Here is a 24,614-nt window from a genome sequence, read left to right on the forward strand (position 1 = left end):
TTACGGCTAGGCCGCACAAGGATCCATGAGAAGCAACCGTTCCTTCAGCACCTTCGAAAGCAGCTCACGCCGTCGGGGGACACGCCTGCCCATCATTCCCATAGTCCTGGTCATCCTGCTGGCCGGCTTGGTCGCGCTGTTTTGGTCGCGCGGTGGGGAGCAGCCGCAGCAGCGCGTGGAAAAGGCTATTCCCGCGGAAAAGCTGGGCAAATAAATCATGCGCCATAGCCGGGTGAATGCGAAATGGGCGCTGGGGACGCTTGTGCTCGCTCTCGCGCTGCCGGTGATCGCGCAGGACGCTCCTGAATCGCTCCTGCCGCCCGGCTTTGGCGAAGCGCCCACCGCTCCGTCAGGGCCCCAGCCTGCCCGTCCCGCAACGCCGGCTGTCCCGACACCGATGGTTCAGCCCTTGCCGCCTGCTGTTGTTGTGCCCATCGATAACGCCGTGGGCAACGCTTCCGAGGATGTGTTGTCCGAGGAAGAGCTGGCGGCGCAGAAGCAGAAATATGATTTGCCCGAAAGCGCGCGTCGATCACTGGATCGCGTCGGGCCGCTGACTTCGGCCCGGCTTGGGCTTGCGCCGGATGCTTTTGGCCGACGCTCTGGCCTTTTTCTTGCAACATTGATGAAGGAGACGCGGGCGCCAATCACCTCGCGCTGGGCCTCCATCCTGCTGCGTCGCGTCCTGTTATCAGCGACCGATACGCCGCGCGATATCAATGGCGCGGATTGGGTGGCCGAGCGTGCCTGGCTTTTGTTGCGGATGGGAGAGGCGGACAGTGCGCGGCTGTTAGTACAAAGCGTCGATTCGGATCAGTTCACGCCACGGCTTTATGCGGTGGCGATGCAGACCTATCTGGCGACAGCCGATCCCGCCGGATTTTGCCCGCTTTCGGCTGGCGCTCTCCGCTTCAGCAAGGAGCCGGGATGGGATATGACCCGTCCGATCTGCGCGGCTTTGTCCGGTGATCAGGGAACGGCCAGCGCCACGCTCAATCAGGCGCAGCGGCGTGGAGTGGTGCGCGGGATCGACTATCGCCTCGCGGAAAAGGTTGTGGGCACCGGCTTCAATGCCCGGCGCTCGGTCAAGATCGAATGGGACGATGTCGATCGGCTGACGGCTTGGCGGTTTGGACTGGCGACGGCCCTTAATGTCGAAATTCCCGATAAGCTGTACGCTACCGCAGGACAGCATGTCCGGGCGTGGGAGGCGCGTGCGCCCGCACTGAGCGCTGCCCGCCGCCTGCCGGGTGCCGAAGTCGCAGCTCGGTTGGGTGTGTTTTCAAACAAGGCGCTGGTGGGCTTCTACAGCCAAGTGGGTGCTGATGGCGACGCCGCGCCCGAGGTCGCCGACCGCATTGACGCCCTGCGGACCGCCTATCGCGGCGCGTCGGTCGATGAACGACTTCAGGCAATGCGGACATTATGGCGCGACGATGCCCAGCCCGATTATGTTGGGTTGATCGCTACCGCTCGCGCGGCCGCGGCCTTGCCGATCGGTTCGGTCGAACCGCAGGACGTGACCAATCTGGTCGCTGCTATGCTGACCGCCGGTTACGACCGTAACGCCGCCCGCTGGAGCGGGGTGGTGCGGCAGTCCGAGGGGGAGGGCGCTGGGGATCTTTGGGCCCTGTTGGCCGTGGGCGCGCCGAGTAGCGTCGTCGATATCAGTGAAGGACGCATATCCTCCTTCGTGGAGGGATCTGGTGGCCGCAAGGGTCAGATGCTGATCGCGGGCCTTGCAGGTCTTGCCCGCCTCAATTCGCAGGCAAGCGCATCCTTGGCTCAGGATAACGGGCTGAACCTGAAGGCGAACAGTCGCTGGGCACGGGCAATCGGTCAGGCAGCGGCGCGGGGCGAGAAAGCAACCGTCGCGTTGCTCGCGGCTGCGGGTATGCAGACTGGCGATTGGAAACGCCTGCCGCCGGCTCATTTATATCACATCGTCGCGGCTCTGCATCGGGTTGGGCTCGATCCCGAAGCTCGCATGATCGCGGCGGAGGCGATCAGCCGGTCCTGACGCCGTGGGAGAGGACAGCGCCCTTATCGACCGCTTTCTGGAGATGATGGCGGCTGAGCGTGGCGCTTCGCGCAACACCTTGCTTGCGTATCGGGCCGACCTTGAGGGGGCCGCGATCCTGCTGAACGGCCTTTCTAGCGCTGCCAAGGGGGGCATTGCTGGATTAGCCAGTTCATGGGCAAGCCTCGCAGCTTCCTCCGTCGCGCGAAAGGCTTCGGCGCTTCGTGCCTACTATGCATTTCTTGAAGAGGAGGGGCTGCGTGCCGACAATCCATCCTCTGCATTGCCGCGTCCCGTCACGCGACGACCTTTGCCCAAGATATTGTCCGGGCAAGAGGTCGAATCTCTTTTTACCGTGATCGCGCAGAAGCTGGCTGTCGAGCATCCCGCGCCTCTGGACCTGCGCCTTTCTGCCCTTATCGAACTGCTTTATGGTTCGGGTCTGCGGGCAACGGAGCTGGTGTCCCTGCCGCGTCGGGCGCTTGCCGCTGACCGGCCCTTCCTGATCCTGAAGGGCAAAGGCGGGCGAGAGAGGTTGGTGCCGATTTCCGATCGGGCTCGCGGCGCCGTCGCCGCCTGGCTTGCCCATGTGCCTGCCGACAGCCCCTGGCTCTTTCCATCAGGCCAAAGCCATGTCAGCCGTATCCGCCTTTATCAGTTGGTGAAGGAACTCGCCGCTGCTGCGGGCATCGCGCCGGAGCGAGCGAGTCCCCATGTCTTACGTCATGCCTTCGCCACGCACTTGTTGGAGGGCGGTGCGGATCTGCGTGCGCTTCAGTCTATGCTGGGCCATGCGGACATTGGAACGACGCAAATCTACACACATGTCGATAGCCGCCGTCTCGTCGAACTGGTCAACAGTCGCCATCCACTGGCGACGATGCGCGATCGTTCCGTTGACGACGGAGCATCTGCGCCCTAACGCCGTCGGCCATGGTTAGTTTTCTGGAATTTGAAAAGCCTATCGCCGAGCTTGAGGCACGTGTCATTGAACTGCGTGCGACCGCCAGCGCAGGGGATATCGACATCAGCGGCGAGATCGATAAACTCGAGCAGCGCGCGGCGAAGTTGTTGGTCGATACCTATGCCAAGCTGACGCCGTGGCAAAAGACGCAAGTCGCGCGCCATCCCGATCGCCCGCATTTCAAGGATTATGTCGCGGGCATGTTCGATAATTTCATGCCGCTGGCTGGTGACCGAGCTTTCTCCGATGATCAGGCGATCATTGGTGGCCTGGCGATGCTGGGTGAACGGCGCGTCATGGTGATCGGTCACGAAAAGGGTGACGATACGGCCAGCCGCGTTCGTCACAATTTTGGCATGGCGAAGCCCGAAGGCTATCGCAAAGCGATCCGCCTGATGCAACTGGCTGACCGTTTCGGACTGCCTGTGGTTACGCTGGTCGATACGTCAGGCGCTTTCCCCGGCGTTCAGGCGGAAGAGCGTGGACAAGCCGAAGCAATCGCCCGTTCGACCGAGCAGTGCCTGGCGCTCGGCGTGCCGATGATCGCCGCCGTGGTGGGTGAAGGTGGCTCGGGTGGAGCAGTGGCGCTCGCGGCTGCCAACCGTGTGTTGATGTTCGAACATGCGGTCTATTCGGTCATTTCTCCAGAGGGATGTGCGTCGATCCTCTGGCGAACCGCCAACAGGGCGAGCGATGCCGCTACGGCGATGCAGGTGACGGCGCAGCATCTTAAGGAACTGGGCGTCATCGACCGCATCGTCTTCGAACCAGCCGGCGGCGCACACAGGGAACCTGTGCAGGCGATCGCGAGCTTGGGCGCGGCGATTGGCGAAGAACTGGATTTGCTCGCGGGCCTCGGTCCGCAGGATTTGCGAACCGATCGCGCCGACAAATTCCTGGCGATCGGAGCCTGATCTTCGCGTTTTCGGGAACATGCTGTCGCCAATCTCGTTACGTAGCGGTAACAGGATGAGCATGTGGGAGGAGCCGTGAAAAGGGGAATAGCGTGTATATGCGGTGCGACCGGACTGGTTGCCGCTTTCGCCACGCCATCGGTGCTCGGCCAGCAACGCGCGATCCAGACCGTTTCGTCAATCAGCGCACAAGACAAGGCGAGCGGGGCGAAACAGCATCCGCAACTGCTCAATGAATTGGGCGGCGCCTATGCCGGACCTCAGGCGAAATATGTGGAAACCGTCGGCCGCCGCATAGCGGTACAGTCCGGCCTGTCGAATGCGCAAAGCGACTTTACAGTTACGCTGGTAAACTCGCCCGTAAACAATGCCTTCGCGATCCCGGGCGGTTATGTCTACGTCACTCGCCAACTCGTCGCATTGATGAATGACGAAGCTGAACTGGCGGCGGTTCTGGGCCATGAAGTAGGCCATGTCGCGGCCCGTCATGGTCAGCGGCGGCACCAGGCGGCGCAGCGGAATGCTATCGGCGGCACGCTCCTGCAGGTGCTTACCGGAGCCTTGCTTGGCGATTCAGGTTTTGCGGGCTTGCTGCAAAAAGGAATCGGCAAGGGCAGCCAGTTGCTGACCCTCAAATTTTCCCGTTCGCAAGAATATGAGGCGGATGATCTGGGCATCCGTTACCTTGCGGCGGGCGGTTACGATGCGCGCGCGCTGTCGTCCATGCTGGCGTCTCTCGCCGCTCAGAGCAATCTGGATACGCGCATGTCTGGTAACGCCCGGTCCTTACCAGAATGGGCCAGTACTCACCCCGATCCAGCTTCGCGCGTAGGGCGTGCAGCCCGGAACGCATCTGGACAGAAGGTCCGCCCCGACGCACGTAACAAGGATGCGTTCATTAATATGGTGGACGGCCTCCTTTACGGCGACGATCCGCGGCAAGGCGTTATTGATGGACGCATCTTTCGTCACCCTGACCTGCGCCTCGCATTCACTGCCCCTTCCGGCTTCGGTATGGAAAATGCTGCCGACGCTGTGTCGGTGACGGGCTCTGGTGGCCAGGCCCAATTCTCGGGAGGGGCTTATTCCGGGAACCTTCCGGCCTATATCGACTCGGTCTTCGCGCAAGTAGCCGGAAGCAACGCCCAGGTTCCTGCAGGAGAGGTGCATCGGACGACTGTGAACGGCATACCTACTGCTTGGCGAACCATTCGTGCGAACACCCAGTCCAGCCAGGTTGACGCGACCGTTTTCGCTTATGATTTTGGTGGCGGGAAAGCCTATCATTTCCTCCTGCTGACAGCGGCGGGGCAAGGCATAGGCCCCTTCACATCGATGGTGCAGTCGGTGCAGCGCCTCACGACCCAGGAAACTGCGGTGATCAAGCCGCGCCGTGTCAGCGTCGTGACCGTTAAGGCAGGCGAAACGGTTCAGTCGATCAGCCAACGCATGGCTTATGCTGATCATCAGCTGGAACGCTTCCTGACGCTCAATGCCCTTAACTCGCAAAGCGTTCTGCGGCCGGGACAGCGCGTGAAGATCGTCGTTTGACCATCAAGGGTGCCCGTCGCCCAAACAGAAAGGGCGACGGGATTGCTCCCGTCGCCCTTTAATTCACAACAGATTCGAGCTTAGTTCAGATTGCCCGAAACATTGTTGAAGGTGTTGCCCAGCTTGCCGCCCAGGCTGGTCATCGCGCCGATGGCGGCGACGGCGATCAGAGCCGCGATGAGGCCGTATTCGATGGCCGTTGCACCCTTTTCGTTCTTCAGCATCTTACGCACGAACTGCATTTGAAGTCTCCTTGACTTGAATTCCCAATTACTACCCGGCCGCCCCGCTTGGAATTAGGTCAGCAATGGACGGTTTATGCACGTTAGGTTGACAAAGATTTAATGGATCGAAGGATGTGTTAGATATAGATGGTTAATGTGCGAGAACTTCTGTCGCGACATTGTTCCACATGCCGATCGTCTTGTCGGCCACATTGGACAGGGCGCTAATCATGGCTAGGCAGACCAGCGCCAGGATAAGGCCGTATTCAACCGCGGTGGCGCCCCGCTGACACTGCCATAGTCCCGATCGGGATATGCTTTCGATTAAACCGCGCATTTCACCACCGTTTCTTGCAGACAGCCACGCTTGGCCTTGTAAAAGAGCCGGGGTTAACAAACTCCTTTGCTGGGCGAATATGACGACGATTTCTCCACTATTCGTGGTTGCTGCCGCGCTGGTCGATGCCGATGGCCGGGTGCTGCTCCAGCAACGCCCTCCCGGAAAAGCGATGGCGGGCCTTTGGGAATTTCCTGGTGGGAAGGTCGAAAGCGGGGAAACGCCAGAAGCCGCGCTGATCCGTGAACTGGAAGAAGAACTGGGCATCCGAACCCACGCCAGTTGCCTCGCGCCCGCAACTTTTGCGAGCGAAGCGCTCGGCGAGCGCCACCTGTTGCTGTTGCTCTATGTGTGCCGGAAATGGGAGGGCTTGCCAGAAGCGCGACACGCCACCGAACTGAAATGGGCCAAGCCCAGCCAGATGTTCGCGCTGGAAATGCCGCCGGCTGATCTGCCGCTGATCGGCCTGCTTGATTCGCTGATTTGAAATGCTGAGGGGCGGGATTGCCCGCCCGCCAGTTCAGTCCTCAGCCGCCTTGCTCTGCAGTTGTACATAGTTCTGGATTCCCATGCGTTCGATCATTTCGAACTGGGTTTCCAGGCTATCAACGTGCTCTTCCTCGCTTTCGAGGATCGACTGGAACAGGTCGCGACTCACATAGTCGCGGACTGTTTCGCAATAAGCGATCGCGTCTTTGAGGACGGGAAGCGCTTCATATTCCAGCTCAAGATCGGCTTTTAGCACCTCTTCTACCGTTTCGCCGATCTTCAACCGGCCGAGCAGTTGGAAATTAGGTAGGCCGTCCAGGAAGAGGATTCGCTCAGCCACCTTGTCGGCGTGCTTCATTTCGTCGATGGATTCTTCATATTCGAACTTCGCGAGCTTTTCGACGCCCCAATGGTCCAACATGCGGTAGTGCAGGAAATATTGGTTGATCGCGGTCAGCTCATTCTTGAGAACCTCGTTCAGATAATCGATGACTTTGGGGTCGCCCTTCATGGCGCTTGCTCCGGCTTATTGGAATGAAGCCGTAACTATAGGCATATTTCAGCCTCATGTTAACCGGAAAGCCTTGGAAATCCGATGCTTTTAGAGCGCGCTATTGCGTCGGCTTCGCGATTGGTGGGGCCATCAAATTGAGGCTGATCCTCAATAGTGTCAGGCAGTCGCGCGCTCAGCGGCGATGAGCGTGCGTGCAAAGGAGACGCATTGGCCACATTTGGGACGACGGCCTAATCGGGCATATGCGCTGCAGGGAGTATCTGCGCCGCCACGCACGGCTTCCTTCAGATCTTTTTCCCGAATGGCATTGCAAACACACACGACCATGACGCTCTCCCTAGAATCGAGAGATAGCGTAAGTGATAATGGGTCGCAATAGTATTCTAGCTGCTGTTGCGAATCCTTTGCGGTTGCCCTCGTGCCAAACTGCGCCAAAGCCACTCCATCGGACCGATCGCGAATCGCGATAGCCACGCAGTCGACCAGATCAGCATCGCTAACCAGGCGCAAAATACCAGCACTGGCAGCGCTGCGGGGCGGATCTGGGCGAAACGGCCAAAGCCCCATCCATAGAAGATGGCGCACATGATGAGACTGGTGCCGAGATAGTTGCTCAGCGCCAGCCTGCCCGTCCGCGCGATAGCTGTCATCAGCCGGAGATTCTCGTATCGCGAGAATAGCCAGAGAAGCAATGCTGCCCAGCCGACTGCCAGGGGGATTCGAAACGGAAAGGACCAGGCAAGCGCGATCCCCAGCGTCGGTAGCGCTGGAAAGTCGCGCAAAGCGAGCCAAGCGGCCAAAGCAGCCATGGGTGGCAAGCCGATAAGGAAACAATGGCGCGCGGTGCGCCAATATTGACCCCCTTGCCAGCGGCCGGTGAGAAACCGGCCCTTCAGCATTGCCATGCCCATCAACATGAAACCCAGGGTATCGAACGCGGTGAACAGAAATGTCCACCACCAGTTTCTGGCATAAACGTCGACGTGATGGGCGAGGATCGTTCCGAAGCCGCTGCGATAGGTGGCGATCTCCTGACGGATGGCGGGATCATTAGGATTGATGAAAGAACCGGTAAATTGAGCAAAACCCTCCCGGATGTGGATGGGGGCGTCTGGAGCCATTGCAGCATAAGCCCAGCCGTAGAGGTTGAGGACGAAGGCTGCGCAGATCAGAAAATGCGCGAAGAAGCAGAGAAACGCCCATTTCAGAAGAGACAGCGGCTCTTTGCGGATAAACAGCAGCGCTGCCAGTCCGACCAGCGCATAGTTCATCAGGATGTCGCCCGACCAGAGCAGCATATAATGGGCGAGACCGAATATGAATAGCCAGCCCGTTCGGATAAGCTGAGCGCGGAGGCCATTGCGTCCTGCCATCTCTTCTCTGTCGATCAAAAGCAGCATGGAGGCGCCGAACAGCATGGAAAAAAGTGCGCGCATCTTGCCATCGAAGAAAAGGAAGCTCACCAGCCAAAAAAGCCGGTCTCCCCATGACAGCGGCCCCACCGCCATGGGATTGATATAGGCGGACTCGGGCAGCGCGAAGGCGCTAATGTTCATCCACAATATGCCCATCACGGCGAATCCCCGCAACACATCCATGGCGGCGATGCGGGATGGACAGGCGGTCATGCGGTGGTTGTTCCCTCAAAGGCACTGGCAAAGCGGGCTTCGCTCTGCCATGCGACTAGCCATGAACAGCGACCGCAAGCAACGGATAAGCGATGCCTTCGGCGCGGCGGCGAATCATTATGATGATCATGCCGGACCTCAGCGGGCGGCGGCGGCATTGGTCGGGGAACTTGCGCAGCGGCAGAAGCCCAGCGGAGTGCACCGCATTCTGGAAATAGGCTGCGGCACGGGATTTCTGACCCGGGACATTCAGGTCCGCTGGCCTGGCGCGGAATTGATTGTCACCGATCTGTCGCCCGAGATGCTGGCCAGGACGGCCAAGGGCGCCCTCGTCGCGGGCACCTTCCTCGCGATGGATGGAGAGGCTCCGCCATTCGAGGGAGAATGGTTCGACCTCATTCTTTCCAACCTGGCCTTTCAATGGTTCGATGACTTGCCGGAGGCGCTGGCGCGGCAAGCCAACCTGTTGCGGCCGGGCGGCAGTCTCATCTTTTCCACCATGGGCGAGGGGAGCTTCAACAACTGGCGAAAGGCGCATGTGGATTGTGGACTGGTTGCTGGCGTACCTGCCTATCCAAGTCTGGCCGACCTGCGCTCCGTTCTGAACGGTTATGAGGATGCCTTCGCTTTCGATGAACTCTATCCGTTGCGATGCGATGGCGCTCGCGGGCTGATCGCGCATCTCAAGGGGATTGGCGCCGTGGTCCCCCATAACGGCAAAAAGCCGCTCTCACCCAAGGAATTGCGTCGGGTGATGACAGCATTTGATGAGGCTGGCGGCGATGACAGCTACCAGGTGCTGTTCGGCCGGATTACCCGCCCCTCGCTCTAAAACCTGCTCTCATGCCGACCATGTTCAGCATGAGGAAGCAGTGTTAATCAGAGCTCGGAATCCATCAGGTTCGGGAAGAAGCCTTCATGGGAGGTGCGAAGGGTGTCGAGCGTGACACCGGCCACCTTGTCGCCGCCGGTCATCCCGATCCGCACTGCGCCGGAAACTTCAGCGTCGGAAGCCGTGGTCACCAGATAGCGGCCTTGATCCTCGCCGAACGCCCTAGCGGTGGTGAGCGTAATGTCCAGTTCAGCCCCGATTCCGCCAGCCAGGGCCATTTCCGCCACCGCAACTAGCAAACCACCGTCCGAAATATCATGGACCGCGCTTACCTTGCCCGATGCGATCAGTGTGCGGACGGATTCGGCGTTGGTGCGTTCAGCGGTCAGATCGACCTTGGGCGCATCGCCTGCTTCTCGCCCGGCGATCTCACGCAACCAGATCGACTGGCCCAGATGGGTGCCTTCTCCGCCGATCAGCCAGATGGCCTCGCCTTCACTCTTGAAGGCGACTGTCGCCATGACGTCGATATCCTTGAGGAGGCCTATGCCGCCGATCGCCGGGGTAGGGAGGATGGCCGAGCCACCGCCGGTCGCCTTCGACTCATTGTAGAGCGAGACGTTGCCCGACACGATCGGGAAATCGAGCGCGCGGCAGGCGTCGCCCATGCCATCAAGGCAGCCGGTAAATTGGGCCATGATTTCGGGCCGCTGCGGATTTGCGAAATTCAGGCAGTTGGTAACTGCCAGCGGCAGTGCGCCCACCGCGCTGATGTTGCGATAACATTCCGCAATGGCTTGCTTCCCGCCCTCATAAGGGTCGGCATAGCAGTAGCGCGGAGTGCAATCGGTGCTGATCGCGATGCCCTTCTGAGAACCGTGGACGCGCACGACGGCTGCGTCGCCGCCAGGGCGCTGCACCGTATCGGCGCCAACCATATGGTCATATTGCTCCCAGATCCAACGACGCGAAGCGACGTCCGGGGATCCCATGAGCTTGACGAGGTCAGCTCCAATGTCCTTGCTTTCGGCGATTTCACCCAATGGCTTCACACCTGCCCAGACTTTATACTCGTCCTTTGGCATGGCTGGGCGGTCGTAGAGCGGCGCATCATCAGCCAATGGCGCCAGCGGGATGTTGCAAACGGTTTCGCCATGATGGACAAGCACCATGCGGCCCGTGTCGGTCACATGGCCGATCACCGCGAAATCCAGTTCCCATTTGCGGAAGATCGCTTCGGCGAAGGCTTCCTTGCCGGGCTTAAGCACCATGAGCATGCGCTCCTGGCTTTCCGACAGCATCATCTCATAGGCCGTCATGCCAGTTTCACGCTGCGGCACATCGTCCATGTTGAGCTGGATGCCAACGCCGCCCTTCGACGCCATTTCCACGGAGGAGGAAGTAAGACCCGCTGCGCCCATGTCCTGAATGGCGACAATAGCGTCGGACTCCATCAACTCCAGGCAGGCTTCTATCAGCAGCTTTTCGGTGAAGGGGTCGCCCACCTGAACCGTCGGACGCTTGGCGTCGGCGTCGTCGCCGAAATCGGCCGATGCCATGGTTGCGCCATGGATGCCGTCACGCCCAGTCTTCGATCCGACATAGACAATCGGATTGCCGATGCCAGATGCCGCCGAATAGAAGATTTTGTTCGTGTCCGCCACGCCCACGGTCATCGCGTTGACCAGGATATTGCCGTCATAGGCGGGATGAAAATTCACCTCGCCGCCAACGGTCGGCACGCCCACGCAATTGCCGTAGCCGCCGATGCCATGCACCACACCGCTGATAAGATGCTTCATCTTCGGATGGTCGGGGCGGCCAAAGCGCAACGCGTTCATGTTCGCCACTGGCCGTGCGCCCATGGTGAAGACGTCGCGCAGGATGCCGCCCACGCCCGTCGCCGCGCCCTGATAGGGTTCGATGTAGCTTGGGTGGTTGTGGCTCTCCATCTTGAAAATCGCCGCTTGCCCGTCGCCGATATCGACGACGCCCGCATTTTCGCCCGGTCCGCAAATGACCTGGGGCCCTTCCGTGGGCAACTTCTTAAGATGGATGCGGCTGGATTTATAACTGCAATGTTCGGACCACATGACCGAGAAGATGCCGAGTTCGGTCAGATTCGGCTCGCGACCGAGGGCGTTCAGAACGCGATCATATTCTTCCGGCGACAGGCCATGTTCGGCGATGATTTCCGGGGTGATCTGAGGAGCTGCGGTTGACATGAGCGGGCCTTTAGCCGGGGCGCGTCTGATAGACAATCCTTGGCCAGCGCAAGTCGGAAAAACATGCTATCTTCATGCGCTGGATAACTGAGGGGATGTGCGGAAGATGGGATGGATGTTGTTGCCCCTGCGGCGCTACGCTCGCTTTTCCGGGCGATCGAGGCCGAGGGAATATTGGATGTTCATCCTGTTCCTGCTGCTTTGCTTTATCGCGATCGGCATGGTCGAGGGTGTGCTGGGCCTTAGCACCACCGAACATTGGGCGCAGCGTGGGCAATGGTGGTTCGACACCGGTTACAGAACGCGCGGCGGGCCACTGACCGGCCTTTTCGGGCTGGCGATGCTCATTCCATGGCTTGCCGTCGCCGTGCGTAGGCTGCACGATACGGGGCGCAGCGGCTTTTGGCTGCTGATAATGTTCGTCCCGCTTATCGGCAGCCTAGTCCTGCTGGTCTTTTTCATAATGAGCGGGACGCGAGGCCCCAACCGTTTTGGTCCAGACCCTGTTGAGGCGGGCGAGCCCGAATTCGCCCGCTCCTGAAGCGCATGAAAAAGGCCGGGCTCCAAAGGGGCCCGGCCGGAAGCGAATGAAGTAAGAGGCTTAGGCCTTGCAGCTAAGCGCGCTCTTGCCTGGCAGTGTCGCGGTGATCTGTTTGCCAGCGCCTTCGATGGAATAGCCGCCTTCAGCGGTAAAGGGCTCGCCCGGCGCGGCGGCGACCAGCTTGGTGGGTGAACCGTCCTTTTCCGTGCGCAGGTTAACCGTTTTGTCGTCACTCATGAAATCGACAAAGATCAGGCTGTTGTCCTTGCAGCGATATTGATGGCTTTCCTTCACTGAAGGCGGCAGTTCCACGGGTGCGGCGTTTGCAAGCCGTTCGGCCATCGGATCGGCGGGGCCGCCGACGACTTCTGGTTCGTCATTGTTGTTGCAGGCGGACAGCAGGCTGAGGGCCATGGCGGAAATCAGGGGGATATAATATTTCATAGCGATCCTTCTATGTGCACTTGGCGACGTAAGCGTCAACGCAAAAGTGCCTAAATTCCGCCAGCCTCTTGTCGTCTTTCATGACGCTTTCGTGACGAAAGGGAATGGAATCGCTACCCTTGCACGGTGCGGACTTGACCAGGCTGGCAGGCACCGCCAATGCAGACATCATGGCCGAGGACAGCAAGACTGAACAGGACGATTTGTCCCAATTGTCGTTTGAGGATGCGCTGCGTGCGCTTGAGACGATCGTACGCCGTTTGGAAAGCGGCGATGTTCCGCTAGATGAATCGATCTCTCTCTACGCGCAGGGCGAGGAACTGCGCAAACGCTGCCTGGAAAGGCTGCAGGCGGCGGAGGCGCGCATCCAGAAGCTGACGATTGATACGACCGGCGCCGTCACGGGCGCTCAGCCGTTCGGCGCCGATTGAGCGCGGTGGTCATGGAGGGGGTCGCCTCTGGCAAGACGCTGATCGCCACCCGCGCCGCTGCGGTCGCTGCCGAAGTGGATCACGCTTTCGATCTGCTGCTATCCGTTCCGGGCGATCCGCGCGCCCGCCTGTATAAGGCGATGCGCTATGCCGCGATCGGCGGCGGCAAAAGATTGCGACCACTGCTGGTGCAGGCGGCGGGTGATCTTTTCAATATATCCCGCGAATCGGCGCTGCGCGTCGGGCTCGCCGTCGAATGTATCCATGTCTATTCGCTTGTGCATGACGACCTGCCTGCGATGGATGATGACGATATACGCCGGGGCAGGCCGACGATACACAAGGCGTTTGACGAAGCGACCGCTATACTTGCGGGCGATTGTCTGCATGACTTGGCCTTTGAAGTGCTTGCCGACGAGCAAACCCACGCTGATCCCTTCGTCCGTGTCGAGCTGGTGAAGGCGCTTGCCCTGTCCAGCGGTCCCGCCGGAATGGCGGGCGGGCAGATGATGGACCTGCAAGCGGAAGGAGCGAGCTTCGACCTTGCCACCGTCACCCGGCTTCAACAGCTCAAGACAGGCGCGCTTATAGGGTTTTGCGTGGATGCTGCCGCCATCATGGCGCGCATCCCCCCAGATGCTCGCGTCAGTCTGCATGGCTATGCGCGCGACATAGGCCTCGCTTTCCAGATTGCCGACGATCTACTGGATGTGGAGGGCGACGCCGCGCTCGCTGGCAAGGCATTGGGGAAGGACGCAGCGGCGGGGAAGGAAACCTTCGTTTCGCTACTGGGGGTAGAGCGCGCGCGCGCTCAGGCGTGCTTGCTGGTCGAGCAGGCCAAGGCGCATCTCCATGCGTTCGGCGAGGAAGCTGACCTGCTGCGGGCGATCGCTGACTATATCGTGGAAAGGGACCGGTAGGGCATGAGCAAGGAGAGGGTGGGGGTCTATCCCGGCACGTTTGACCCGATCACTTTGGGACATATGGACATTATCCGCCGGGGCGCGAAGCTGGTGGACAAGCTGGTGATCGGGGTCACCACCAACATCGCCAAGTCGCCCATGTTCTCGGATGACGAGCGGCTGGAGATGGTGCGCCGCGAATGCGCCGGAATCGACACCGAAATTGTCGTCACCGGTTTCAATTCGCTGTTGATGGATTTTGCCGAATCGCAGGGCGCCAGCGTCATCATCCGGGGCCTGCGCGCTGTCGCGGACTTCGAATATGAATATCAGATGGCGGGGATGAACCAGCAGATCAATCCACGCGTAGAAACCGTATTCCTTATGGCGGACGTGTCGCTTCAGCCGATCGCGTCCCGCCTGGTTAAGGAAATCGCGCTGTATGGCGGCCCGATCCACAAGTTCGTTAGCTCCACGATATGCCAGGAAGTCGTTAAGCGCGTTCAGGAAGTGGGACAGAAGGGCGGAGAATAAAAGCGCTCAGCCTTCGTTCAGTTGCCAATCGCCAAGAGCGCGCTATCAGGGCAGCTTCGCCACCAGGCTTAAGATATCAGGGAAAGCTCATCCATGCGGTTCAGTTCGGCGTTCAAAACCGTGGCGATAACTGTCGCTCTCTACGCGACCGGTGGCGTGGCGCTGGCCCAGGGCGGCGGCGCCAAGGGCGAAGAGATGAAGAAGGCGGAGGCCGCAGCGCGCGCCGAACAAAATGCCAAGTCGCTGGGGCAGGACCCGGCGGCTCAGTTGCCTCCTGCAACCGTGCCGGTCGATCCGCAGAATGTCTGGGATCTCGATCTGTCGACCGGTGGACGGGTGCGCATCCAGTTGCGGCCCGACATCGCGCCGCAGCATGTTGAGCGCGTCAAGCAACTGACGCGTCAGGGCTTTTATGATGGCCTGAAATTCCACCGGGTTATCCCCGGCTTCATGGCGCAGGGCGGTGATCCGAAAGGCGACGGCACCGGTGGGTCTTCGCTGCCGGACCTTCAGGCCGAGTTCAATCCCATGCCCCACCTGCGAGGCACGGTGTCCATGGCCCGCGCACAGGATGACAATAGCGCCAACAGCCAATTCTTCATCCTCTTCCTGCCGCGCATGCAACTGGACAAGAAATATACGGTTTTCGGCCGCGTGATCGAAGGTATGCAACATGTCGATACGATTGCGCCCGGAGAGCCGCCAGCCAATCCGACGACGATTCTTCAGGCTTCGATCGAAAGCGACGGCAAGGCGCCGGTGACGGCGCTGCCCGGGCCTGCTGCACCATCGATCGTGGCCCCTGCCACCGCAAATAAGTCGGTCGCGCCGAAGAAGAGATAGGCCGGTTTCTATTTATTGCTTGCAACCTGTTTCTGCGTCCTGCGGGATAGACCGCCAACGACATGACGCTCGGCTTTCGTGGACGGCGCCCGCATGCGCGTAGATCTTTTCGATTTTGATCTGCCCTCCGAGAATATCGCGCTGAGGCCGGCGTCGCCGCGCGATTCTGCGCGGCTTCTGCTGGTTTCGGGCGATGCGCCATTACGCGATCATTGCGTTCGCGATCTCCCTTCGCTGCTTCGCGCCGGGGATGTTCTGGTATTCAATGACACCAGAGTCATTCCTGCCCAGCTTGAGGGCATTCGGGGCCATGCGAAGGTAGGCGCGACTCTGCACAAGCGGCTCGGCTTGCGGCAATGGCAGGCTTTTTTGCGCAACGCCAAACGGGTGCGCCACGGTGATCGGATCGATTTCGGCGAGGGTGTCACGGCGCTCGCCGGCTTGCGGGACGAGGAAGGCGGCGTCACGCTGACCTTCGAAGGGGAAGAACCTGTCGAGCTGCTGCTGGAGCGGGCGGGCCGTATGCCCTTGCCACCCTATATTGCCAGCAAACGGCCTACCGATGCCCGTGACCGCAGCGACTATCAGACCATGTTCGCCCGGGAAGATGGAGCGGTCGCGGCCCCGACTGCGGCGCTGCACTTTACGCCCGAACTCATGGCGGCATTGGCCGATGCGGGTGTCGCCTCAGAAACACTGACCCTTCATGTCGGGGCGGGAACATTCCTGCCGGTGAAGGCGGATGACACGGACGACCATCGCATGCATGCGGAGTGGGGCCGGATCGATCAGGTGACCGCCGACCGACTGAACGCTGCCCGGCAAAAGGGAGGTCGCCTGATAGCTGTCGGCACAACCAGCCTGCGTCTGCTGGAAAGCGCAAGTGACGCGGACGGCTTGGTCCGGCCGTTCGCTGACGAGACGCGTATCTTCATCACGCCAGGCTATCGCTTCCGCGCGATCGACGGATTGATGACCAACTTCCATCTGCCGCGCTCGACCCTGTTCATGCTGGTAAGTGCCTTGATGGGCCGCGATCGTATGCAGGCGGCCTACGCTCATGCCATCGCGACAGGCTACCGCTTCTATTCCTACGGCGACTCCTCGCTCCTCTTGCCCTGATCTTTGGAGGCGGCATCGCGCAAAGCTTGTTCGATCGCCGTTATGATCTTTGCGGCCCATTCCCCTTTTTCTTCAACGCCCGATCCCCGGAGAAAGCCGATCTTCCGTCGCTGACCAAAATCCTTCAGCTTTGCTCGCGCCATGCCGGGCCAGCGATAGGACATGGGCATCACAGTGAGTCCCAGTCCCGCCGCGACCATCTGCATAACCCGCTCGTCGTTGGTGGACCGGAAAGTAAAATGCGGGCGTATGCCGCGCGCCACGAAATGGCGGCTTGTCGCAGAAAGTGCCTCGCAGTGCCTGCGGACAATCATTGCATCGAATGCCACTTCTTTCGCCGCGATTTCTTCGCGGTCCGCTAGCGGATGGGCGGCTGATAGAGCAATGCCATAGCCTTCGTCGATGATCACCCGCTCGTGTTTGTCGGTCCCTTCCCGCAACAGGGTCAGCGCCAAATCGACCCTGCCATTGTCCAGCCGCCCCAGTAATTCCCGCTCGTTGCCGGGCAGGAACTCGATCACGCCATCCGTGCTCATTCCAGCCTTTGCGATTGCGCGCGCCAGAATGTCCCCGGCGATGCTGTTGAGGATGCCGATGCGCAGCGGCGCGCCGCTTGTCTGTGCGGCCGCCATTTGCTCGGCCAGATTGAATTCACGTTCGATCCGCCGCGCGTGGTTCATCAGCCGCGTGCCTGCCGCCGTCAGTTCAACCCGTTGATTGTTGCGGATGAGGAGACGCGCGGCCGCGATCCGCTCCAGCTTCGCAATTCCGATAGACAAGGTGGGCTGCGACACATGGCAATGGGCAGCGGCGCGGGAAAAATTCCCCTGATCCACCACCGCCAGGAAATAGCGCAGAAGATAACGTTCGATCATAGATAGAAACTATACATTTGATCTAGCCAATTCAATTTTTCCTTGGCTGCCATGGGAGATAGAATGGTGGGCAAGAGAGGATGGCGATGACTGATTTTGATTTCGCACTGGGTGACGATGCGGAGATGATCCGCGCCGCCACCGGCCGCTTCGCCACCGAACGAATTGCGCCATTGGCGGGTAATATTGATGCTAAAGATTGGTTTCCCCGCGAACTCTGGCCGGAAATGGGTGCTCTGGGACTGCATGGCATCACTGTCGAGCAGGCAGATGGCGGGCTGGGCCTAGGCTATCTGGAACATGTGGTGGCGCAGGAGGAGGTGGCGCGAGCATCAGCCTCCATAGGCCTGAGTTATGGTGCGCACTCCAATCTATGCATCAACCAGATCCGGCGGTGGGCCTCGCCTGAGCAAAAAGCGCGCTATCTCCCCCAGCTGATTTCGGGAGAACATGTCGGAGCCCTTGCCATGTCGGAGGCTGGGGCGGGATCGGATGTCCTGTCCATGAAGCTGCGTGCCAAGCGCAAGGGTGACTCCTATGTCTTGAACGGGACCAAATATTGGATCACCAACGCTTCGGAGGCTGATACGCTGGTCGTTTATGCGCGCACTGACGACAGTGCCCGCGGCGTCACGGCGTTCCTTATCGAGAAAGGCTTCCAGGGCTTCTCGATAGGACAGAAGATAGAGAAGGTTGGGATGCGCGGCTCGCCCACTGCGGAACTGGTCTTCGACGACTGCGAAGTACCCGCTGAAAACATCATGGGCCCGCTGAATGGCGGAGTCGCCATCCTGATGTCAGGCCTTGATTATGAGCGGACGGTGCTGGCGGGTATTCAGCTTGGGATCATGCAGGCATGCCTCGACGTCGTGCTTCCTTATGTGCGCGAACGTCAGCAGTTCGGCAAGCCGATCGGGGCCTTTCAGCTGATGCAGGCCAAGGTGGCGGATATGTATGTCGCTCTGAATTCTGCACGCGCCTATGTCTATGCCGTTGCGCGCGCCTGTGATCGGGGCAGGACAACCCGTTTCGACGCGGCGGGCGCGATCTTGCTGGCGAGCGAGAATGCAGTGAAGGTTGCCCTGGAAGCGGTACAGGCGCTGGGCGGCGCAGGCTACACTAGAGATTGGCCGGTCGAACGTTTCATGCGCGACGCCAAGCTGCTCGACATCGGGGCTGGAACCAATGAAATTCGCCGCATGTTGATCGGCCGTGAGTTGATCGGCGGGTGAATCAGGTGCGGCCCACAAACAGAAAGCCGACAGCCGCCATGATGCAGAGGAATGCGGCGAGATGGCGCCAGTGCAGCGGTTCGCCCAGCACAGTGATCATGAAACCGCCGAAGATGATCAGGGCGATGGCCTCCTGCGTGATTTTGAGCTGTCCCGCGCTCCAGCCGCTTGCAAAACCGAAACGGTTGGCGGGAACCGCAAAGCAATATTCGACGAGCGCGATGCCCCAACTGATGAGGATCACCAGCAGGAGCGGCTTTTCCATCCCGCCTTTGAGGTGCCAGTACCAGGCCACTGTCATGAACAGGTTTGAGACGATGAGGAGCAGGACGGTGGGCATGAAAGGCCTCAAATATGGCGACGGCGAGCGCTCTCGCATTAGCGGGCCATGGAGCGCAAGCATATGAGTGCCGCCATAGTCGATAGCCAGCTGTCAGTGGACAGCGAAACCTTTCGTACCAATGACGCTCATAATCGTGCGCTGGCGCAAGAGCTGCGCGAGCGGGTGGCCCAGGCCGCGCGTGGTGGCGTCAAAGTTGCGCGCGACAGGCATGTTGCACGCGGTAAGTTGTTGCCGCGCGATCGGGTGGAAAGGCTGCTCGATCCGGGAAGTCCCTTTCTTGAGATCGGACAACTCGTGGCCAATGGCCTCTACAATGATGAGGTGCCCGGTGCGGGATTGATCACCGGCATCGGCCGGGTGTCCGGCAGGCAGGCTATGATCGTCTGCAACGACGCAACGGTGAAGGGCGGGACCTATTATCCGCTCACGGTGAAGAAGCATTTGCGGGCGCAGGAAATCGCGATCGAGAACCGCTTGCCCTGCATCTATCTCGTCGATAGTGGCGGCGCGCATCTGCCCAATCAGGCGGATGTCTTTCCCGATCGCGAGCATTTCGGCCGCATTTTCTACAATCAGGCACAAATGTCGTCGCGCGGCATCGCCCAGGTCGCGTGCGTCATGGGCAGTTGCACCGCAGGGGGCGCCTATGTTCCCGCGATGTCCGATGAAACAGTGATCGTGCGGGGGCAGGGAACAATCTTCCTTGCCGGGCCGCCGCTAGTGGAGGCGGCCACGGGCGAGGTCATCAGCGCCGAAGATCTTGGGGGCGCGGAGGTTCATGGCCGCCGCTCTGGCGTCGTGGATCACGTTGCGGAAAATGACGATCATGCCCTGACGATCGTGCGCGACATCCTGTCGACCCTCGCGCCTGTCGAGGAAGGCAAGGCAAACCTGCGCGAACCCAAGTCGCCCAGATATGGTCCGGAGGAACTGTACGGCATCATACCGCAGGACGTCCGAACGCCCTATGATGTGCGGGAAGTCATAGCTCGCATCGTCGATGGCAGCGAGTTTCACGAATTCAAGGCGCTGTACGGCGCCACATTGGTATGCGGCTTTGCCCATATATGGGGCATGCCTGTGGCGATCCTTGCCAATAATGGAGTGTTGTTCAGCGAGAGTGCGATGAAAGGCGCACATTTCATCCAGCTGGCCTGTCAGCGCCGCATTCCGTTGCTGTTCCTGCAGAATATTTCAGGCTTCATGGTGGGCGGCAAATATGAGGCCGAAGGCATAGCGAAACATGGAGCGAAGCTGGTTACCGCCGTTGCAACCGCCAGCGTTCCCAAGATCACATTGTTGATCGGCGGCAGTTTCGGGGCTGGCAATTATGGCATGTGCGGGCGCGCCTATGGTCCGCGCTTTCTGTTCAGCTGGCCTAATAGCCGCATTTCGGTGATGGGCGGTGAACAGGCCGCCAGCGTGCTGGCGACCGTGCACCGCGATGCCGCCAAATGGACGGAGGCCGAAGCGGAAGCCTTCAAAGCGCCTATTCGCCGGAAATATGAGGAGGAGGGCAATCCCTACTATGCCACCGCGCGGCTATGGGACGATGGCGTCATCGACCCGGCCCAGACGCGCGATGTGCTGGGACTGGCTTTTGCGGCGGCGCTCAACGCCCCGGTGGAGGAGGCGGCCCGCTTCGGGCTGTTCCGCATGTGATCGGGTCGCTGCTGATCGCTAATCGCGGCGAAGTTGCCTGCCGTATCATCCGCACCGCAAGGCGGCTCGGGATCAGGACCGTGGCGGTTTATTCCGACGCCGATGCAGGGGCGCTTCATGTCAGGGAAGCGGACGAAGCCATCCATATTGGACCCTCGGCTCCAAAGGAATCCTATCTTGCTGGCGACCGGATCATCGAGGCTGCACGATCAGCAACCGCAGAGGCCATCCACCCCGGCTATGGCTTCCTTTCCGAAAATGCGATCTTCGCGCAGTCGGTGATCGACGCTGGCCTGATCTGGGTGGGACCAAGCCCGGCGAGTATCGCGGCGATGGGGATGAAGGATGCGGCCAAGCGGCTGATGGCTGACGCCGGTGTGCCGGTAACACCCGGCTATTTGGGAGAGGACCAATCTCCCGCCAGGCTGAAAGCCGAAGCCGACGCCATTGGATATCCCGTACTGATCAAGGCGGTGGCAGGCGGCGGTGGCAAGGGCATGCGCCGGGTGGAAAAGGGGAGGGACTTTGCCGAGGCGCTGATGTCTGGCCGTCGAGAGGCTCAATCATCCTTCGGCGACGACCGCGTACTGATCGAAAAATATATCCTGTCGCCTCGCCACATTGAGGTGCAGCTGTTCGGGGACAGTCATGGAAATATCGTGCATTTGTTCGAGCGCGATTGTTCGCTTCAGCGTCGTCATCAGAAGGTGATAGAGGAAGCGCCCGCACCCGGCATGGACGACGCCACGCGCGAAGCGATATGCGGCACAGCCGTTCGGGCCGCGCGGGCCGTTGATTATGTTGGGGCGGGCACTGTGGAGTTCATCGCTGATGCCAGCGAGGGGCTTCGCGCGGATCGCATCTGGTTCATGGAAATGAACACCCGGCTTCAGGTCGAGCATCCGGTAACGGAAGAAATCACCGGCATCGACCTAGTCGAATGGCAATTGCGGGTCGCCAGTGGCGAACGGCTGCCCCGAAAGCAGGAGGAGCTTTCGATCAATGGGCATGCGATAGAGGCACGGCTTTATGCCGAAGACCCCGCCCGTGATTTCCTTCCCAGCACTGGGAGGCTCGAGATATTCTCCATACGTGCTGACGAGAGTGATCGGATCGAACAAGCGGTAGTGCAGGGCGATGTGGTCAGCCCTTTCTATGATCCGATGATCGCGAAGCTGATCTGCCATGCAGCTGATCGGGACGAGGCTATCGACCGATTGCGGTCGTTTTGCGCGTCGGTGGAGATATGGCCGGTTAAGACAAATGCTGGTTTTCTCGCGCGCCTGCTGAATGAGGATTTCCGTAAAGGCTGGACCGACACCGGCTATATTGCCCAGCATCTCGACCAACTGGCGATAAAGCCGCCTTTGCAAGGCCTGAATGGCGCGGCGTCCCTGCTGGTTTCCCCTTGGGTGGATCGAGTGCCGCCCGGCCTGCGTGGCGTCAGGCTGAACGCCGACCGTCAAATACAAGTGCGGATGACGGTCGATGGACAGCCTGAAAGTGTTGAGTTCGATTTGGACGGTGATACCGGGGATCGCGTCAATAGCCGAAGCTTGGGAGACGGCCGAATTGTCCTTCATCAGAATGGTGAAAGCTACTTGGTGGCTTTAGCTGAAGTCCGCGCAGCTGCGAATGGGCCTGCATCCGACGGTATCATCCGTTCGCCCATGCCGGGCCGGGTGTCCGCAGTAGATGTGGAGCAGGGGACTCTAGTGATAAAGGGGCAGCGGCTGATCGCTGTCGAGGCCATGAAGATGGAGCACGGTCTATCAGCGTCTTTCGATGGGGTCGTGACCGAACTCGCTGTAACGGAAGGCGCGCAGGTGTCGGAGGGCGCTATACTGCTGCGGATTGAGCCAAAGGATGGATAGGATGGCGGGGGCTTGTGCCAAGCCCCCGCCGATCGCGTCATGTATCAACGATAACGATTATTTCCAGAAGCGGGGTTAGTCAGGCTTCCGCTTCCGCTCCCGCCAGTACCGCTTCCAATTTCGCGCCGTTCGCCGAACAGGGCATTCTGCTCGCTTTCAGTTCGCCACGCCGCATGGGCCTGGTCAGCCGTCTTTTCCAGCGTCACCCGTTGCGCATCGACCGATTTGATCCATGACGATGGCACCGAGTGATGAACGCCGCCCGCATCCTGATCGGTCTTCGTCAGGATGATGCGGTCGCCCTTCAGATGATCCACTGTGCCGACATGCTCACCATCGCTGCCGACAACTTCCATATGCTCCCGCACCTGCTGGACTGCCTGGCGCTGCTCTGTGCGACGGCTGCGCCAGCTACCAAACTCATTGTTGAACCGGTCGCGATTCTCCCGCTGATATTCGGCATAGTCGCGATCCAGCTCTTCGATCCGTTGCTGACGCCAGGCGTAGTAATTTGCGTCATGGTGTTCGCTATAATCATGGACAGGCCCAAAGGAGCGGATACGGTTCCCATGGTCCTCGCTGCCATAGCCGCTGCGTTCGCCAGTGAATGGCGCGTACCCCCGATTGGGCAGATATTGGTTGGTACGGGATGCGGACGCAAATCCAATGCGGCTGCTTTCATCCCGTGGGTCGCCATAGGGGCGATTATAATAGTCGTCATATTCGCGCCTGCGTTCAGCCTCTTCGTCTCCGAACCAGCTGCGAATTTCATCCCCCGCCCGGTCGAAGAAGCCGCGCTCCTCGGGATCGTAATCCTCCGTCGCGCGCCGAGCTTCCGGTCCACCGAACTGGCCACGGGTTCCATAGCGATAACTGCGGTCGTCCCGCCAGTCACGCTGGCCGCGATAGCGATCCGATCCACGATCCCAATCGCCACGATTCCTGTCATAGCCACCGTAGTGACGTCCGCCTTGATAGCCCATCGTCCTTCTCCTTGATCAACGGTTGTTCGGCGTTGAGGCCGTTGCATCTCCAATGAGCGTGGGGCCGCATCGTTCCGGCTGTTACGCGAGGGAAACGTCCCTGCTTCGAGCCGGTCTGCCGACTGCGGCAAGCAACTGCCGCGAGGGGCCAGATCAGCGCAAAAAAGACCGTTGCAAGGGGATCGGGGCTCGCTTATAGGCAGCGCTCCTTCGGGGCCGTAGCTCAGCTGGGAGAGCGCGTCGTTCGCAATGACGAGGTCAGGGGTTCGATCCCCCTCGGCTCCACCACCCCCTTCAAACATGGGGTGATCCGTAAGGACTTTACCGCTGCCGCCATCCCTGCTTATGGCGATGGAATGGCACCCCCTACCACTGAAGGCCGTTCCGCTGCGACAGCGGTAGTTGTTCGCGATATGTCGGATGGCCCGCCCCATATCCTGATGATGGAGCGTTCCGGAAGAATGGATTTCGCCGCGGGAGCGCTCGTCTTTCCAGGCGGCGCAGTCGATCAGGCGGATCGCGATCTGGCGAGGGCGATCGACAGGTCGGAATCGCTTGAAGAAACTGCTGCGCGTATCGCTGCCATCCGCGAAACGCTGGAGGAAAGCGGCCTTGCTATAGGCTTCGCATCGTCACCGAATCTGGCGCAGACGAATGAACTGCGCGATGCGCTGATGCAGGGCGATCCCCTCTCAACCGTCATCCAGTCGCACGAGTTGGAACTCGCATTGGATCAATTGGTGCCGTTCAGCCGCTGGCACCCGTCTGGCGCGGAACGGGCCATCCGCGTCTACGACACGCGCTTCTATGTCGTGCGCGCTCCAGAAGGTCAGGTGGCGAGCGTCGATTCCACTGAAAATGTTCGCCTTTTCTGGAAAGGCGCCCAGGCTACGATCGACCTGTGCGAGGCGGGGCATGGCCGGATCATCTACCCCACGCGTCGCAATCTTGAACGGCTTGCGCTGTTCGACAGCTATGAGGCGATCGTGGCGCACGCCGCCTCTTTCCCCGTCGAAAAGGTTTCCCCGTGGGTGGAAGAGCGGGACGGAGAGCGGCACCTCTGTATTCCAGATCACCTTGGTTATCCCATAACTTCGGAACCGATGGGCAGCGTGCGGCGTGGTTAGGCC

General features: G+C 60.2%; 27 protein-coding genes and 1 tRNA gene. 18 read left to right on the top strand and 10 right to left on the bottom strand.

Going from position 1 to position 24,614, the window contains the following annotated elements; genetic code table 11:
• Positions 1–25 precede the first annotated feature (25 nt).
• The 5 genes from K663_RS05495 (at position 26) to K663_RS05515 (ending at position 5,449) form a co-directional block, all read left to right on the top strand.
• Positions 26–214 (top strand): hypothetical protein, encoded by a 189-nt coding sequence (locus K663_RS05495; protein ID WP_062115128.1) that lies wholly within the window; start codon positions 26–28, stop codon positions 212–214.
• Between the two features lie 3 nt (positions 215–217).
• Positions 218–2,020 (top strand): hypothetical protein, encoded by a 1,803-nt coding sequence (locus tag K663_RS05500; protein ID WP_062115131.1) that lies wholly within the window; start codon positions 218–220, stop codon positions 2,018–2,020.
• 4 nt (positions 2,021–2,024) lie between these two features.
• Positions 2,025–2,942: a tyrosine recombinase gene (locus tag K663_RS05505; RefSeq protein WP_062115134.1), complete on the top strand. Its 918-nt coding sequence runs from the start codon at positions 2,025–2,027 to the stop codon at positions 2,940–2,942.
• An 11-nt stretch (positions 2,943–2,953) separates the two neighbouring features.
• Positions 2,954–3,898: an acetyl-CoA carboxylase carboxyltransferase subunit alpha gene (locus K663_RS05510; protein WP_062115137.1), complete on the top strand. Its 945-nt coding sequence runs from the start codon at positions 2,954–2,956 to the stop codon at positions 3,896–3,898.
• Positions 3,899–3,973: 75 nt separating this feature from the next.
• Positions 3,974–5,449 carry a M48 family metalloprotease gene (locus K663_RS05515; RefSeq protein ID WP_145902241.1) on the top strand — a complete coding sequence of 492 codons (1,476 nt, stop codon included), beginning with the start codon at positions 3,974–3,976 and terminating at the stop codon, positions 5,447–5,449.
• 80 nt (positions 5,450–5,529) lie between these two features.
• On the opposite strand, the gene K663_RS05520 is transcribed toward K663_RS05515, so the two are convergent.
• Positions 5,530–5,691 carry a Flp family type IVb pilin gene (locus tag K663_RS05520; RefSeq protein ID WP_037461945.1) on the bottom strand — a complete coding sequence of 54 codons (162 nt, stop codon included), beginning with the start codon at positions 5,689–5,691 and terminating at the stop codon, positions 5,530–5,532.
• A gap of 133 nt (positions 5,692–5,824) precedes the next feature.
• Positions 5,825–6,010: a Flp family type IVb pilin gene (locus K663_RS05525; RefSeq protein ID WP_062115139.1), complete on the bottom strand. Its 186-nt coding sequence runs from the start codon at positions 6,008–6,010 to the stop codon at positions 5,825–5,827.
• A 79-nt stretch (positions 6,011–6,089) separates the two neighbouring features.
• Between K663_RS05525 and K663_RS05530 the strand changes: the two genes are divergently transcribed.
• On the top strand, positions 6,090–6,497 hold the full coding sequence (locus tag K663_RS05530; protein WP_062115142.1) for a (deoxy)nucleoside triphosphate pyrophosphohydrolase: 408 nt from the start codon (positions 6,090–6,092) through the stop codon (positions 6,495–6,497).
• 33 nt (positions 6,498–6,530) lie between these two features.
• On the opposite strand, the gene bfr is transcribed toward K663_RS05530, so the two are convergent.
• From bfr to K663_RS05540, 3 genes are all read right to left on the bottom strand, one after another.
• Positions 6,531–7,010, bottom strand: a complete 480-nt coding sequence (gene bfr, locus K663_RS05535; protein WP_062115147.1) for a bacterioferritin — start codon at positions 7,008–7,010, stop codon at positions 6,531–6,533.
• A 159-nt stretch (positions 7,011–7,169) separates the two neighbouring features.
• On the bottom strand, positions 7,170–7,340 hold the full coding sequence (locus K663_RS23230; RefSeq protein ID WP_083535837.1) for a (2Fe-2S)-binding protein: 171 nt from the start codon (positions 7,338–7,340) through the stop codon (positions 7,170–7,172).
• A 56-nt stretch (positions 7,341–7,396) separates the two neighbouring features.
• Complete coding sequence (locus K663_RS05540; RefSeq protein WP_062115150.1) at positions 7,397–8,641, bottom strand: DUF418 domain-containing protein; 1,245 nt, start codon at positions 8,639–8,641, stop codon at positions 7,397–7,399.
• A 61-nt stretch (positions 8,642–8,702) separates the two neighbouring features.
• On the opposite strand from K663_RS05540, the gene K663_RS05545 reads away from it, so the two are divergent.
• A complete protein-coding gene (locus tag K663_RS05545) occupies positions 8,703–9,473 on the top strand; it encodes a methyltransferase domain-containing protein (RefSeq protein ID WP_062115152.1) in 771 nt (256 codons plus the stop codon).
• A gap of 47 nt (positions 9,474–9,520) precedes the next feature.
• On the opposite strand, the gene purL is transcribed toward K663_RS05545, so the two are convergent.
• Complete coding sequence (gene purL, locus K663_RS05550; protein ID WP_062115155.1) at positions 9,521–11,698, bottom strand: phosphoribosylformylglycinamidine synthase subunit PurL; 2,178 nt, start codon at positions 11,696–11,698, stop codon at positions 9,521–9,523.
• A gap of 178 nt (positions 11,699–11,876) precedes the next feature.
• Here purL and K663_RS05555 point away from each other — a divergent pair, with 178 nt between their 5' ends.
• A complete protein-coding gene (locus tag K663_RS05555) occupies positions 11,877–12,239 on the top strand; it encodes a DUF805 domain-containing protein (protein WP_335339086.1) in 363 nt (120 codons plus the stop codon).
• Between the two features lie 60 nt (positions 12,240–12,299).
• On the opposite strand, the gene K663_RS05560 is transcribed toward K663_RS05555, so the two are convergent.
• Complete coding sequence (locus K663_RS05560) at positions 12,300–12,683, bottom strand: hypothetical protein (RefSeq protein WP_062115163.1); 384 nt, start codon at positions 12,681–12,683, stop codon at positions 12,300–12,302.
• A 170-nt stretch (positions 12,684–12,853) separates the two neighbouring features.
• Between K663_RS05560 and K663_RS05565 the strand changes: the two genes are divergently transcribed.
• From K663_RS05565 to queA, 5 genes are all read left to right on the top strand, one after another.
• The gene (locus tag K663_RS05565) at positions 12,854–13,114 is read left to right on the top strand and encodes an exodeoxyribonuclease VII small subunit (protein WP_062120401.1); all 261 of its coding nucleotides are present in this window, start codon (positions 12,854–12,856) and stop codon (positions 13,112–13,114) included.
• Positions 13,115–13,125: 11 nt separating this feature from the next.
• On the top strand, positions 13,126–14,034 hold the full coding sequence (locus tag K663_RS05570) for a polyprenyl synthetase family protein (RefSeq protein ID WP_062115166.1): 909 nt from the start codon (positions 13,126–13,128) through the stop codon (positions 14,032–14,034).
• Between the two features lie 3 nt (positions 14,035–14,037).
• Positions 14,038–14,550 (top strand): pantetheine-phosphate adenylyltransferase, encoded by a 513-nt coding sequence (gene coaD, locus K663_RS05575; protein ID WP_062115169.1) that lies wholly within the window; start codon positions 14,038–14,040, stop codon positions 14,548–14,550.
• A gap of 93 nt (positions 14,551–14,643) precedes the next feature.
• On the top strand, positions 14,644–15,393 hold the full coding sequence (locus tag K663_RS05580) for a peptidylprolyl isomerase (protein ID WP_062115172.1): 750 nt from the start codon (positions 14,644–14,646) through the stop codon (positions 15,391–15,393).
• 93 nt (positions 15,394–15,486) lie between these two features.
• On the top strand, positions 15,487–16,515 hold the full coding sequence (queA, locus tag K663_RS05585) for a tRNA preQ1(34) S-adenosylmethionine ribosyltransferase-isomerase QueA (protein ID WP_062115175.1): 1,029 nt from the start codon (positions 15,487–15,489) through the stop codon (positions 16,513–16,515).
• Here queA and K663_RS05590 read toward each other — a convergent pair.
• Positions 16,485–17,390 (bottom strand): LysR family transcriptional regulator, encoded by a 906-nt coding sequence (locus K663_RS05590; protein ID WP_062115178.1) that lies wholly within the window; start codon positions 17,388–17,390, stop codon positions 16,485–16,487. The two genes, queA and K663_RS05590, sit on opposite strands and share 31 nt — an antisense overlap.
• Positions 17,391–17,476: 86 nt before the next feature.
• Here K663_RS05590 and K663_RS05595 point away from each other — a divergent pair, with 86 nt between their 5' ends.
• Positions 17,477–18,622: an acyl-CoA dehydrogenase family protein gene (locus K663_RS05595; protein ID WP_062120403.1), complete on the top strand. Its 1,146-nt coding sequence runs from the start codon at positions 17,477–17,479 to the stop codon at positions 18,620–18,622.
• 1 nt (position 18,623) lies between these two features.
• Here K663_RS05595 and K663_RS05600 read toward each other — a convergent pair whose 3' ends face one another.
• Positions 18,624–18,962 carry a DMT family protein gene (locus K663_RS05600; RefSeq protein ID WP_062115181.1) on the bottom strand — a complete coding sequence of 113 codons (339 nt, stop codon included), beginning with the start codon at positions 18,960–18,962 and terminating at the stop codon, positions 18,624–18,626.
• Positions 18,963–19,025: 63 nt separating this feature from the next.
• Here K663_RS05600 and K663_RS05605 point away from each other — a divergent pair, with 63 nt between their 5' ends.
• Positions 19,026–20,627 carry a carboxyl transferase domain-containing protein gene (locus tag K663_RS05605; protein ID WP_062120405.1) on the top strand — a complete coding sequence of 534 codons (1,602 nt, stop codon included), beginning with the start codon at positions 19,026–19,028 and terminating at the stop codon, positions 20,625–20,627.
• Positions 20,624–22,501, top strand: coding sequence for an acetyl/propionyl/methylcrotonyl-CoA carboxylase subunit alpha (locus K663_RS05610; RefSeq protein ID WP_062115184.1), 1,878 nt, complete (start codon positions 20,624–20,626; stop codon positions 22,499–22,501). Before K663_RS05605 ends, K663_RS05610 begins: the two co-directional genes overlap by 4 nt.
• Positions 22,502–22,545: 44 nt before the next feature.
• On the opposite strand, the gene K663_RS05615 is transcribed toward K663_RS05610, so the two are convergent.
• Positions 22,546–23,484 carry a DUF2171 domain-containing protein gene (locus K663_RS05615; RefSeq protein WP_062115187.1) on the bottom strand — a complete coding sequence of 313 codons (939 nt, stop codon included), beginning with the start codon at positions 23,482–23,484 and terminating at the stop codon, positions 22,546–22,548.
• A 212-nt stretch (positions 23,485–23,696) separates the two neighbouring features.
• Here K663_RS05615 and K663_RS05620 point away from each other — a divergent pair.
• Positions 23,697–23,772 (top strand) — tRNA-Ala (locus tag K663_RS05620).
• Between the two features lie 173 nt (positions 23,773–23,945).
• Positions 23,946–24,611 (top strand): NUDIX hydrolase, encoded by a 666-nt coding sequence (locus K663_RS05625; protein ID WP_145902242.1) that lies wholly within the window; start codon positions 23,946–23,948, stop codon positions 24,609–24,611.
• The last annotated feature ends 3 nt before the right edge of the window (positions 24,612–24,614 follow it).

The sequence above is a fragment of the Sphingobium sp. MI1205 genome (assembly GCF_001563285.1).
Classification (GTDB): Bacteria; Pseudomonadota; Alphaproteobacteria; order Sphingomonadales; family Sphingomonadaceae; genus Sphingobium.